11 protein-coding genes are annotated in these 12,615 nt (G+C 39.2%); 8 read left to right on the forward strand and 3 right to left on the reverse strand.

Annotated elements, in window-relative coordinates; genetic code table 11:
* Positions 1–116: 116 nt before the first annotated feature.
* The gene (locus ABZ559_RS00745) at positions 117–857 is read right to left on the reverse strand and encodes an amino acid ABC transporter ATP-binding protein (protein ID WP_317335337.1); all 741 of its coding nucleotides are present in this window, start codon (positions 855–857) and stop codon (positions 117–119) included.
* Positions 857–2,416 (reverse strand): ABC transporter substrate-binding protein/permease, encoded by a 1,560-nt coding sequence (locus tag ABZ559_RS00750; RefSeq protein ID WP_367006856.1) that lies wholly within the window; start codon positions 2,414–2,416, stop codon positions 857–859. Before ABZ559_RS00750 ends, ABZ559_RS00745 begins: the two co-directional genes overlap by 1 nt.
* A 208-nt stretch (positions 2,417–2,624) precedes the next feature.
* Between ABZ559_RS00750 and ABZ559_RS00755 the strand changes: the two genes are divergently transcribed.
* The 8 genes from ABZ559_RS00755 to sufB all read left to right on the forward strand — a co-directional run bounded on the left by ABZ559_RS00755 (position 2,625) and on the right by sufB (position 10,962).
* A complete protein-coding gene (locus ABZ559_RS00755) occupies positions 2,625–3,464 on the forward strand; it encodes an undecaprenyl-diphosphate phosphatase (protein WP_273415228.1) in 840 nt (279 codons plus the stop codon).
* A 128-nt stretch (positions 3,465–3,592) separates the two neighbouring features.
* A complete protein-coding gene (gene mecA / locus ABZ559_RS00760; RefSeq protein ID WP_367006858.1) occupies positions 3,593–4,342 on the forward strand; it encodes an adaptor protein MecA in 750 nt (249 codons plus the stop codon).
* A 1-nt stretch (position 4,343) separates the two neighbouring features.
* Complete coding sequence (locus ABZ559_RS00765; RefSeq protein WP_367006859.1) at positions 4,344–5,504, forward strand: MraY family glycosyltransferase; 1,161 nt, start codon at positions 4,344–4,346, stop codon at positions 5,502–5,504.
* A gap of 107 nt (positions 5,505–5,611) precedes the next feature.
* Positions 5,612–6,382 (forward strand): Fe-S cluster assembly ATPase SufC, encoded by a 771-nt coding sequence (gene sufC / locus ABZ559_RS00770; RefSeq protein ID WP_018374965.1) that lies wholly within the window; start codon positions 5,612–5,614, stop codon positions 6,380–6,382.
* Positions 6,383–6,418: 36 nt separating this feature from the next.
* Entirely contained in the window at positions 6,419–7,681 is a 1,263-nt protein-coding gene (gene sufD / locus ABZ559_RS00775; RefSeq protein ID WP_367006861.1) for a Fe-S cluster assembly protein SufD, read from the forward strand.
* A gap of 1 nt (position 7,682) precedes the next feature.
* The gene (locus tag ABZ559_RS00780) at positions 7,683–8,915 is read left to right on the forward strand and encodes a cysteine desulfurase (protein ID WP_026217069.1); all 1,233 of its coding nucleotides are present in this window, start codon (positions 7,683–7,685) and stop codon (positions 8,913–8,915) included.
* Positions 8,902–9,342: a Fe-S cluster assembly sulfur transfer protein SufU gene (gene sufU, locus ABZ559_RS00785; RefSeq protein WP_018374962.1), complete on the forward strand. Its 441-nt coding sequence runs from the start codon at positions 8,902–8,904 to the stop codon at positions 9,340–9,342. The genes ABZ559_RS00780 and sufU overlap by 14 nt, the downstream gene beginning before the upstream one ends.
* A gap of 204 nt (positions 9,343–9,546) precedes the next feature.
* Complete coding sequence (gene sufB, locus ABZ559_RS00790; RefSeq protein WP_018374961.1) at positions 9,547–10,962, forward strand: Fe-S cluster assembly protein SufB; 1,416 nt, start codon at positions 9,547–9,549, stop codon at positions 10,960–10,962.
* 390 nt (positions 10,963–11,352) lie between these two features.
* On the opposite strand, the gene ABZ559_RS00795 is transcribed toward sufB, so the two are convergent.
* Positions 11,353–12,543 (reverse strand): serine hydrolase, encoded by a 1,191-nt coding sequence (locus ABZ559_RS00795; RefSeq protein ID WP_367006863.1) that lies wholly within the window; start codon positions 12,541–12,543, stop codon positions 11,353–11,355.
* Between the last annotated feature and the right edge of the window lie 72 nt (positions 12,544–12,615).

Genomic DNA, 12,615 nt, shown 5'->3' on the forward strand with positions numbered 1-12,615 from the left:
CTCCTTCTTTTTGTTTTTTCAAGTCTAACATTAAAAACTTAAAGGAAATTGAAGGAAAAAAAGAAGACTAGAAGTTTTGCAAATTAAGCAAACTTTCTAGTCCTTACTCTGATTTTCTATTTCAAGAAACGTTGTAAGAATACTTTGGTACGTTCTTGTTGTGGATTTTCAAAAATTTGTTGTGGTGTGCCTTCTTCAGCAATAACGCCTTGATCCATGAAAATGACACGGTCAGAAACTTCCTTGGCAAATTCCATTTCGTGAGTAACAATGATCATGGTGAGACCTGATTTTGCCAAATCTTTCATAGTTTTAAGTACCTCACCGACCATTTCCGGGTCAAGAGCTGAGGTAGGTTCATCAAAAAGCATAGCTTCTGGATTAACAGACAGGGCGCGTGCAATAGCCACACGTTGTTTTTGCCCACCTGACAGTTGTTTTGGCTTGGCCTGCCAGTATTGCTCAGTCATCCCAACCTTATTAAGGTTTTCTTTGGCAATAGCTTCCGCATCTGTGCGAGAACGTTTGAGAACTGTTGTTTGGGCTACGATGGCATTTTCAAGAACATTAAGGTTTTCAAAGAGATTGAAGGACTGAAAAACCATACCGAGTTTTTCACGATATTCGGTTAAGTTGTAACCTTTGTTAAGAACATTTTGTCCATGAAAGAGAATTTCGCCGCCAGTCGGTATTTCTAAAAGATTGATGGAACGCAGAAGAGTTGATTTCCCTGAACCTGATGAACCAATGATAGAGATAACTTCACCTTTGTTGACGGCAAGTGAAATGTCTTTAAGGACTTCATTTTGCCCAAAAGATTTCTTTAAATGTTTGATTTCTATGATTGTCTGTGTCATTATTTCACCACCTTAGTTTGAATTTGGTTAGCCCCAGTTGTATAAGTATCAGCATCAAAACGCTTTTCAATATAACGGAGGATACGTGTCACGGTAAAGGTGAGCACGAAGTAGATGACTGCTATAATGGTGAAAGTTTGGAAATATTGATAAGTTTGTGTTGCTACGGTATTACCTGAGAAGTAAAGCTCTACAACGGAAATCACATTCAGCACAGAGGTATCTTTGATGTTAATGACAAACTCATTACCTGTAGCTGGAAGAATGTTACGGATAACTTGTGGCAGAACAATTTTACGCATGGTTTGTCCATGACTGAAACCAAGAGCTGTTGCGGCTTCAAATTGTCCTTTATCAACGGCGAAAATACCACCACGAACAATCTCACTCATGTAGGCACCAGTATTGATAGACACGATGAAAATAGCAGCAAGCGTACGGTCGAGTGAAATCCCAAAGGCTTGGGCAGTCCCATAGTAAATAACCATAGCTTGTACAATCATTGGGGTTCCGCGGAAGACTTCAATATAAACGTTAAGGAGCCAACCAAATACTTTTTGTAGAATAGCTAGCACTTTATTGGTAGCTTTGGGAGCGGTACGGTAAACACCAATTAAAAGACCGATAAGTGTTCCGACAATGGTGCCGATGATTGAAATGAGAAGTGTCATTCCAGTACCGCGCAGCAAGGCCTTCCAGTTATTAGTCAGTATTTTTAGAGCTTGAGCAAAGAAACCAGGTGTTTTTTCGCTCGTTTCTTTTTCAATAGGCTGTTTTGGAATAATACTGTCCATCAATTTGGTCTGTTCTTCTTGACTAAAATCAGCAAGAACAGCATTTACTTGGTTGACAAGAGAATCGCCTTTGCGCACACCGATAGCCAACGCTACATCAGATTCGCTAACCTCAAATCCTTCTTTGAGAGAAATCATTTTGAAATCACTGTCAGCAAGTTGAGCCGAGATGCCATCTGGGCGTTCAGAAACATAGGCGTCGATTACTCCTGATTTTAAAGCTTGGCGCATTTGTCCAAAGTCTCCCATTGCCGTTTGTTGATTAACATCAGGGATTTGGCTGATTAGGTTATAGAGATAGACACCTTGTTGAGATGTTACTTTAGCTCCAGAAAAATCAGAGAGTTTAGTAGCATTGGCGTATTTACTGTCTGATTTTACTACAAGAACAGGTTCGCTAGTGTAGTAACTATTGGTGAAGTTAATCTCTTTTTTACGCTCTTCAGTAGGACTCATACCTGCAATGATGAGATCAATTTTTCCTGAAGTGAGTGCGGGAACAAGCCCTTCCCATTTCGTTTTGACTACAAGAGGTTCTTTTCCGAGAGCAGCTGCAATTTTTTTGGCAACTTGGACATCATAACCGTTAGCGTATTGATTTGTCCCCTCAATGGGAACAGCTCCATTAGAATCGTCGTCTTGTGTCCAGTTAAAGGGAGCATAAGCTGCTTCCATACCGACACGAAGGTATTCATCTGCTTGAACTGTAAGACCTGTAAAGGTCATGAGAATAGCAGCGAATAGACTTAAGATAAATTTTTTCATTAAAGTCTCCTGTCTAAATTATATGTTTACATTTTACAGGAAAAAAGTCTTGATTTCAATACAAGCGGCCCTATAATATAGAATATTTATACAGTAAGTAAAATTTGATTAAATCAAAATGGTCGTGATAGGATAAAAAGTATCAAGAGCTCTGCTATTTTTCTCAAAATTTGGTATAATTAGAACGAATACATATTGAGGAGATGCTATGTTAATTATTGAATTGCTCAAGGCTCTTTTTTTGGGGATTATTGAGGGTGTTACAGAATGGTTGCCTGTCTCTAGTACAGGGCATTTAATCTTAGTTCAAGAGTTTATGAAACTCAATCAGTCTAAGGATTTTATTGATATGTTCAATATTATTATCCAGTTAGGAGCGATTTTGGCGGTTATTGTGATTTACTTTGAGCGTCTTAATCCTTTTCAACCGGGAAAATCGGCACGTGAGGTGCGTTTGACTTGGCAACTTTGGCTTAAGGTTGCTATTGCATGTATCCCATCGATTATTATTGCATTGCCTTTTGATAATTGGTTTGAAGCTCACTTTAACTTTATGGTGCCAGTTGCAATCGCATTAATTGTTTACGGGATTGCTTTCATATGGATTGAGAAACGGAATGCGACTGTTGAACCTGCGGTGACTAGTTTAGCAAAAATGTCCTACAAGACAGCTTTTCTCATCGGTCTTTTTCAAGTATTAGCTATTATTCCAGGTACCAGTCGTTCAGGCGCAACCATTTTGGGAGCCATTATTGTTGGAACCAGTCGTTCAGTTGCGGCAGATTTTACCTTCTTCTTGGCGATTCCAACCATGTTTGGGTATAGCGGTCTTAAGGCTGTAAAATTCTTTTTAGATGGTAATGTGCTTAATTTTGGACAAGTGTTGATTTTACTTGTAGCAAGCGTAACAGCTTTTGTGGTCAGTCTTTACTCTATTAAGTTCTTAACGGATTATGTCAAAAAACACGATTTTACCATCTTTGGGAAATATCGTATTGTTCTCGGAACGATTCTTTTGGTTTATGCTTTCATTACTTGGATTTTTTAGACAAATATGAGCGGAGATAGTTTTTATGATTCATAAAAAACTGTCTCTTTTTTTCATTGCTTTAAAAAATTGAAAAAAAAGTATATTTCTTGTATAATGGAATGACTACGCGTGCGAGGTAAAGAAGTATGGAAATGAAACAAATTAGCGAAACAACGCTGAAGATTACGATTAGTATGGAAGACTTGGAAGAACATGGTATGGAGCTTAAAGATTTCTTGTTACCACAGGAGAAAACTGAGGAATTTTTCTATACAGTAATGGATGAACTTGATCTCCCTGACAATTTTAAAAATAGCGGTATGTTGAGCTTTCGAGTAACACCACGCAAGGATCGCATTGATGTCTTTGTGACCAAGTCTGAACTGAATAAGGATTTGAATTTTGAAGATTTGTCTGAGTTTGGGGATGTTTCCAACATGTCTCCAGAAGATTTTTTCAAGACTTTAGAGCAATCTATGCGCTCCAAGGGTGACACTGAGGCGCATGAAAAGCTTGAAAAAATTGAAGAAATGGTGGAAGCGGCTATCAGTGAAACTCAGGCAGATGAAAAGTTGTCTGAAGAAGAGGAAATCAACCCTACAGAGTATGTTCATTACGTCTTGGATTTTGCAAACTTGGAGGATGTTATCTCCTTTTCAAAGGCTATTGATTTTGAAGTAGAGGCTTCTGAACTTTATAAGCAAGCTGATCGTTACCATATGACTATTTTGCTTAGTTTGATTGACAAACCAAGTTATTATGCTAATGTGATGTACGCTCGTCTATTGGAGCACGCCACTCCTGGAACGAAGACACGTGCCTATTTACAAGAACATGGTGTACAACTCCTACTAGAGAATGCTGTTGAAAATTTACGTTTAATTGAATTGGTGTGATATGAACTCATTTACGATTGAATACATAATGGTCTTAATCGGTGCATTTTTGATATCTCTTATCTTAACTCCACTTGTTCGATTTTTATCCTTTCGTATTGGAGCTGTTGATAATCCGAATGCGAGACGTATCAATAAGGTTCCTATGCCAAGCGCAGGTGGACTTGCTATTCTGATTTCTTTTTTGATTAGTACACTGTTTGCTATGCCATTTGTAACTGAAAAGAATGTCTTTGGACAGACCTACTTTGACTTCATTCTGCCGATTGTAGTAGGAGCGGTTATTATTGCTGTGACTGGACTAATTGATGACATTAAGGAGCTTTCTCCCAAGATAAAATTGATAGGGATAATTGCAGGAGCTCTGGTAATTTGGGCTTTTACCGATTTTCATTTTGACAGTTTTAAAATTCCTTTTGGAGGTCCTCTAATTCATTTTACACCTCTATTTACCTTTATTTTTACTATTTTATGGATTGTAGGAATTACTAATGCTGTCAATTTGATGGACGGGCTTGATGGTTTAGTGAGTGGTGTTGCTATTATTAGCCTTTTAACAATGGGAATTGTCTCACAGTTCTTTTTACCAAGCACTAATCAATTTTTGACCTTGACAATATTTGTTCTTATAGCCTCTATTGTGGGATTTTTCCCATATAATTATAATCCAGCCATTATCTATTTAGGAGATACTGGGGCGCTTTTGATAGGCTTTTTAATTTCTGTTTTATCACTTCAAGGATTAAAAAATGCCACTGCTGTAGCAGTTGTGACACCCGTTATCATATTGGGAGTTCCTATTGTTGATACGTTTGTAGCCATTATTCGCAGAACCTTGTCGGGGAAGAAATTTTATGAACCTGACAAAATGCACCTGCATCACCGTCTGCTAGCCATGGGCTTTACCCATCGTGGAGCAGTTTTGGTTGTTTACGGAATTGCTATGCTCTTTTCTTTGACATCGCTTTTACTCAACCTCTCTAGCCGTATTGGTGGACTTCTGCTCATAGTCGGACTTTTATTTGGTATTGAAATTCTGATTGAAGGTATAGAAATTTGGGGAAAAGGACGGACACCGCTTTTTAACGTTCTAAAATTCATCGGAAATAGCGATTACCGTCAAGCTAGTCTCTTAAAATGGCAACAAAGAAAGAAAAAATGATAAACACGAAGAAAGCCATTCTAGGCTTTTTTTGTTATAATATTCTATAAAATAATATAATAGATTATCAGAGCAATGCTCTAGTCTGATAGATTAAGGAGTGGACTATGTCTGTACTTGAAATAAAAAACCTTCACGTTTCGATTGAGGATAAGGAAATTCTCAAAGGTGTTAACCTAACCCTTAAAACAGGTGAAATTGCAGCTATTATGGGACCAAATGGAACAGGAAAGTCAACCCTCTCAGCAGCTATCATGGGCAATCCAAACTACGAAGTTACAGAAGGTGAGATACTTTTTGATGGAGAAAATATTTTGGAATTGGAAGTTGATGAGCGAGCACGTTTGGGACTTTTCTTAGCGATGCAATACCCATCAGAAATTCCGGGGATTACCAATGCCGAATTTATCCGTGCAGCTATGAATGCCGGCAAAGAGGATGATGACAAAATCTCAGTCATGGATTTCATCACAAAATTGGATGAAAAAATGGAACTTTTAGGCATGAAAGAAGAAATGGCAGAGCGCTACCTTAATGAAGGTTTCTCAGGTGGTGAGAAAAAACGTAATGAAATTCTTCAACTCCTCATGCTTGAACCTAAGTTTGCTCTTCTTGATGAAATTGACTCAGGTCTTGACATCGATGCCCTCAAAGTTGTTTCAAAAGGAGTTAACGCTATGCGCGGCGAAGGTTTTGGAGCTATGATTATCACTCACTACCAACGCCTCCTCAACTACATCACACCAGATGTGGTTCACATCATGATGGACGGTCGTGTGGTTCTTTCAGGTGGAGCTGAACTTGCTGCTCGTCTTGAAAAAGAAGGTTATGCCCAATTAGCCGAAGAACTCGGTCTTGAGTACAATGAAGAAGTCTGATTTGTCACTTCTAACAAATGAAAAGAGGTACAAAAGATGACAAAAGATACAATTATAGCTTTTTCACAAGCACATGCTGAACCAAGCTGGTTGCAAGAGCGCCGCTCAGCTGCTTTTGATAAAATTGATGATTTAGAGTTACCAAAAATCGAACGTGTCAAATTCCATCGTTGGAATTTAGGTGATGGTACGATCGCGGAGAGCGAGTATTCGGCAAATGTTCCAGACTTTACAGCATTAGGGGATAACCCTAAGCTGGTTCAAGTTGGTACACAAACCGTCTTTGAACAATTGCCAGCGGACCTAACGGCTAAGGGAGTTGTTTTCACAGATTTCTATTCTGCTTTGGAAGAAATTCCAGAGATAATAGAGAAGCACTTTGGGACAGCTCTTACCTTTGATGAGGATAAATTGTCGGCTTATCACATGGCTTATTTCAATAGCGGAGCAGTTCTTTACGTTCCTGATAATGTCGAACTTGACCAGGCTATTGAAGGAATTTTTTATCAAGATAGCACAAGTGCTGTGCCATTTAACAAACACATCCTCATTATTGTAGGTCGAAATGCTAAGGTCAACTACTTGGAACGCTTTGAGACTATCGGTGATGGTAGTGAGAAAGCGACAGCCAACATTAGTGTGGAAGTTATCGCTCAGGCGGGCAGCCAAGTGAAATTCTCAGCCATTGATCGTCTTGGTGCTAATGTCACAACCTACATCAGTCGTCGTGGCCGTCATGGCAACGATGCAACTATCGATTGGGCTTTGGGGGTTATGAACGAAGGTAATGTCATTGCAGACTTTGACTCTGACTTAATTGGTAATGGTAGCCATGCTAACCTCAAGGTTGTTGCGGCTTCATCTGGTCGTCAAGTACAAGGGGTTGATACACGCGTTACTAATTATGGTTGCAACTCTGTCGGTCATATTCTACAACACGGAGTTATTTTAGAGCGCGGCACCCTGACCTTCAACGGAATTGGTCATATTATCAAGGGAGCTAAGGGAGCAGATGCTCAGCAGGAAAGCCGTGTGCTGATGCTATCTGACCAAGCCCGATCAGATGCCAATCCTATTCTTTTAATTGATGAAAATGATGTCACGGCAGGTCATGCGGCTTCGATTGGTCAAGTAGATCCAGAAGACATGTATTACCTGATGAGTCGTGGCTTGGATAAAGCAACAGCTGAACGCTTAGTGATTCGCGGTTTCCTAGGGACAGTTATTACAGAAATTCCAGTTAAGGAAGTTCGTGATGAAATGATTGGGGTACTCGATAACAAATTGGATGGACGATAAGATGACAGCTTTACTAGATAAAAAAATTCGTCAGGATTTCTCTATTCTTGAGCAGATTATTAATGATGAGCCGTTGGTTTATCTTGATAATGCAGCTACGACACAAAAACCTAAGCAAGTTTTAGAAGTCTTGAATAACTATTATGAAAAGGATAATGCTAATGTGCACCGTGGGGTGCATACTTTGGCAGAACGTGCGACGGCAGCTTATGAAGCTAGTCGTGAAAAGGCGCGTGCTTTTATCAATGCTAAATCAACTAAAGAGGTTCTCTTTACTCGAGGGACTACAACAGGACTTAATTGGGTAACTCATTTTGCAGATGAAGTGCTACAAGAAGATGATGAAGTTATTATCTCTATTATGGAGCATCACTCCAATGTTGTACCTTGGCAAGAGGTTTGTCGCAAAAACGGCGCACACTTAGTTTATGTCTACCTTAAAGATGGCGCTCTAGATATGACTGACTTGCGTAGCAAACTTTCAAGCAAAACAAAATTTGTAAGCATTGCCCACGTCTCTAACGTTTTAGGTTGTGTTAATCCAGTTAAGGAGATAGCAGAGCTAGCCCATGAGGTTGGAGCCTATATGGTTGTGGATGGTGCTCAATCAGCTCCTCATATGACTATTGATGTTCAAGAATTAGATTGTGATTTCTTTACTTTATCTGGTCACAAGATGCTTGGGCCAACAGGTATTGGTGTTCTTTATGGTAGGGAAGAAATTCTAAACCAAATGAGCCCAGTAGAATTTGGTGGGGAAATGATTGATTTTGTTCATGAACAGAAATCTACCTGGACTGACCTACCTTGGAAATTTGAGGCTGGAACGCCGAATATTGCAGGCGCGATTGCCCTTGGTGCTGCTATTGATTATTTAACAGAACTGGGAATGGACAAGGTTCAAGCTCATGAGCATGAATTGGTATCCTATGTTCTACCTAAACTACAAGCTATCGATGGGTTGACAGTTTATGGTCCTCAAGAAGTGAGTAAACACACTGGTGTTATTGCTTTTAATCTTGATGGGTTGCATCCACATGATGTAGCGACCGCCCTTGATTATGAAGGTGTAGCAGTGCGTGCGGGTCATCACTGTGCTCAACCTCTTATTAGTCATCTAGGAATTCATTCTGCTGCCCGCGCTAGCTTTTACATTTACAATACAAAAGAAGACTGCGACAAACTTGTCGAAGCCATTATCAAAACAAAGGAGTTTTTCAATGGCACTCTCTAGATTAGATAGTCTCTATATGGCAGTGGTTTCTGATCACTCAAAAAATCCTCACCATCATGGATTTTTAGAAGGGGTAGAACAAGTTCAGCTTAATAATCCAACTTGTGGTGATGTCATTAGTTTGTCAGTGAAGTTTGATGGCAATCTTATCTCGGATATTGCTTTTGCAGGAGATGGTTGTACGATTTCAACGGCCTCATCAAGCATGATGACGGATGCAGTAATTGGAAAAACAAAAGAAGAGGCTTTAGAACTAGCTGAAATTTTCTCAAAAATGGTTCAAGGAGAAAAAAGTCCTGAACAAAAAAGTCTTGGAGAAGCTAGCTTACTCGCAGGAGTATCAAAATTTCCGCAGCGTATCAAATGTTCAACTTTGGCTTGGAATGCACTAAAAAAGTCAATTGAACGCAGTGAGGAGACTTCTTGAGGAAAAGTTGTCTCTTCACTAATAAAGAACTAGGACAGTAAGCTGTCAGACAGCGTTAGATAGCTAGTACCGTTTACTACTCATTTGAGAATCAATTTCAGATGTGTTGACTTGATATGATGAATTTCAAGTCTATCTGTATCACTGTCGTTTAGTTTTTGATAAAAAGTTATTGAACGTCAAGAAAAAATAGGAAGGGCTGCTATGTCAGAAAACGAAAAAGTAGAACCGAAACCGATTGACCTCGGTGATTATAAATTTGGTTTCCATGATGATGTGAAACCTATCGCAAGTACAGGAAAGGGACCAACAGAAGCTGCAGTTCGTGAAATGTCACGAATAAAAGGTGAACCTGAATGGATGTTAGAGTTTCGATTGAAATCTCTAGAAACCTTCAACAAAATGCCTATGCAAACTTGGGGAGCAGACTTGTCCGATATTAATTTTGATGATATTATTTATTATCAAAAACCGACCGATAAACCTGCACGCTCTTGGGATGATGTACCTGAAAAGATTAAAGATACCTTTGAAAAAATTGGTATTCCAGAAGCTGAACGTGCCTTTTTGGCGGGTGCTTCGGCTCAGTATGAATCTGAAGTGGTCTACCATAATATGAAAGAAGAGTATGATAAATTAGGTATTATCTTTACTGATACTGACTCTGCTCTCAAAGAATATCCTGAGCTTTTTAAAAAATACTTCGCCAAATTAGTACCTCCAACTGATAACAAGTTGGCTGCGTTAAACTCTGCTTTCTGGTCTGGTGGAACTTTTATTTATGTACCAAAAGGTGTAAAAGTAGATATTCCACTGCAAACTTACTTCCGTATCAATAACGAAGGCACAGGTCAGTTTGAGCGTACTCTTATTATCGTTGATGAAGGAGCGAGTGTTCACTATGTAGAAGGATGTACAGCTCCGACTTATTCCACTGCTAGCCTACATGCGGCCATTGTTGAAATTTTTGCCTTGGATGGGGCGTATATGCGCTATTCAACAATCCAAAACTGGTCGGACAATGTTTATAACTTGGTAACCAAACGTGCCAAGGCGATGAAAGACGCTACTGTCGAATGGATTGATGGTAATCTTGGTGCCAAGACAACCATGAAATACCCATCAGTTTACTTAGATGGTGAAGGAGCGCGTGGAACAATGCTGTCTATCGCATTTGCCAACAAAGGTCAACACCAAGATACAGGCGCTAAGATGATTCACAATGCACCACGCACCTCTTCATCTATTGTTTCCAAGTCAATTGCCAAGGGTGGTGGCAAAGTTGATTATCGTGGTCAGGTTACTTTTAATAAAGACTCAACTAAATCAGTCAGCCACATTGAATGTGATACTATCATCATGGACGACTTATCGGCCTCTGACACCATTCCATTCAATGAAATCCACAATTCGCAAGTAGCATTGGAGCATGAGGCTAAAGTTTCAAAAATCTCAGAAGAACAGCTTTACTACCTCATGAGTCGTGGGTTGTCTGAATCTGAAGCGACAGAAATGATTGTTATGGGATTTGTGGAGCCATTTACCAAAGAACTACCAATGGAATACGCCGTTGAGCTTAATCGTCTAATTAGCTACGAAATGGAAGGCTCTGTCGGCTAATATCGTTGAAAAATAGTTTTTCAGTTTATACTCTTCGAAAATCAAAATTATCCGTTGTCAACTTGCCTTGATGAACTCAAGTTCTATCGTCGGCTTCGTTTCCTAGGCTACTTTTGATTTTCATTGAGTATTACCTTGGTTTTCTTGCCTACTCTAAGACGTTTAAGTATAAATAAAATGAGTTGAAAAAACAACTCATTTTTGTTTTGAAGAAAATCAGAAAACTTTATGCTAAAACAAAGCTCATAAATGAATACACTTCATAGTGAGTTATCGAGTTATCTTACTGACTTTGTCACAAAAGTAATGGTTTTTAATTCCACATGTTCCAACGATTTGCAAGCAGTGCTGGATTATTGCATAAAGTTATAAAAGCTCAACTAAAAGATTCTATGATCGTGATTGTCTAAAGGTAATCAGCAGTAGGATAAATAGCAGAGCAATTAGGAAGCCGATAAGACCAATAAGTAAATGGCTATGCTGACTAATAAAAGTCTCAACAGTTTCAAAAAAAGTCTTCTTCTCAGTCTTTTTTATAGTCTTTGTAGTAGAGCGAGGAGCAACGGTCTCGACTTTACTATCTTTCTGTGACGATTTGTTTATTTCCTGAACATCAGCGAAACCTTTTTCTAACAGGGCATTAACAAAGGGGTGGCGATAATATTCACCATTTTGATCAGACCAATCTCCAACTCCCATGACAACAGAAATCAAGCGAGTGTCTCCTCTTTTGGCTGTTACGATACTGTTAAAGGCTGCGCTTGGACTTGAACCAGTTTTTAGACCATCTACCCCTTCAAGAGGGTAGGCGCCCCCAGGAAGAGAATGGTTGTAAGAATGGAAAGTTTCTTCATAAGGAGTTCCTACCATAACACTTACTTCAGATTGATTTGCAAAATTAACAATATTAGGATATTTTTGCATAAAATTGTAAATGAGAATACCTAGATCACGTGCAGTAGTTTTATTTGTTGCACTTAAATCATAGCGTTCAGGGTTATAGTAACCCTGGAAAGCTTCGGCAACAGCTCCGCTGGCATTGCTGAAATAGGTGTTAGTCATACCAAGTGATTTAGCGGTTTTGTTGATAGTATCAATAAAATCTGACGCGTTATTATTAGAAAGGTAGTTCGCAATCATGATTGTTGCCGCATTAGATGAAGGGACAATGGTCATGGTGATAAGATCACGGATAGGATAGGCAACGCCCGCTACGATATTATTGTTAGAAATTTCGTAGATTCGACTGATTGCTTGATCGGTTTCAGTGGCTGTAATTGTAGTATCAAGTGTGATTTTTCCTTTAGCCATCTCTTCAAAAAGCAGATAGAGGGTGAACATTTTGGACATGCTAGCGGGATCGCGAACCTCGTCAATGTTATCTTCCCAGAGAATATTGCCAGTGCTGCCATCAACTACAATTGAAGATTTTGGGCGGTTAATGTCAGAAACATCGTATCCTGCATCACGGGTAATCTGCATGATATCTTTAGTACTAGCGGCGCTGCTGTCTTCTGCGGCAACGACTGAAACAGTAGTAAAAGCCAAAAGGCAAGTCAAAATATATAATAGGATTTTCAAATTTAGTTCCTCAGACAGATTGTATTGTATGATTATATCATAACAAAAAAATCAGTAAATGTCTTTACTGAT

This window comes from Streptococcus sp. ZY19097 (assembly GCF_040731245.1).
Taxonomy (GTDB): Bacteria; Bacillota; Bacilli; order Lactobacillales; family Streptococcaceae; genus Streptococcus; species Streptococcus orisratti.

What these genes read in the sequence shown, in the direction of transcription:
- ABZ559_RS00745 (WP_317335337.1), bottom strand. Translation starts at nt 857, where the DNA reads ATGACACAGACAATCATAGAAATCAAACATTTAAAGAAATCTTTTGGG.
- ABZ559_RS00750 (WP_367006856.1), bottom strand. Translation starts at nt 2,416, where the DNA reads ATGAAAAAATTTATCTTAAGTCTATTCGCTGCTATTCTCATGACCTTT.
- ABZ559_RS00755 (WP_273415228.1), top strand. Translation starts at nt 2,625, where the DNA reads ATGTTAATTATTGAATTGCTCAAGGCTCTTTTTTTGGGGATTATTGAG.
- mecA (WP_367006858.1), top strand. Translation starts at nt 3,593, where the DNA reads ATGGAAATGAAACAAATTAGCGAAACAACGCTGAAGATTACGATTAGT.
- ABZ559_RS00765 (WP_367006859.1), top strand. Translation starts at nt 4,344, where the DNA reads ATGAACTCATTTACGATTGAATACATAATGGTCTTAATCGGTGCATTT.
- sufC (WP_018374965.1), top strand. Translation starts at nt 5,612, where the DNA reads ATGTCTGTACTTGAAATAAAAAACCTTCACGTTTCGATTGAGGATAAG.
- sufD (WP_367006861.1), top strand. Translation starts at nt 6,419, where the DNA reads ATGACAAAAGATACAATTATAGCTTTTTCACAAGCACATGCTGAACCA.
- ABZ559_RS00780 (WP_026217069.1), top strand. Translation starts at nt 7,683, where the DNA reads ATGACAGCTTTACTAGATAAAAAAATTCGTCAGGATTTCTCTATTCTT.
- sufU (WP_018374962.1), top strand. Translation starts at nt 8,902, where the DNA reads ATGGCACTCTCTAGATTAGATAGTCTCTATATGGCAGTGGTTTCTGAT.
- sufB (WP_018374961.1), top strand. Translation starts at nt 9,547, where the DNA reads ATGTCAGAAAACGAAAAAGTAGAACCGAAACCGATTGACCTCGGTGAT.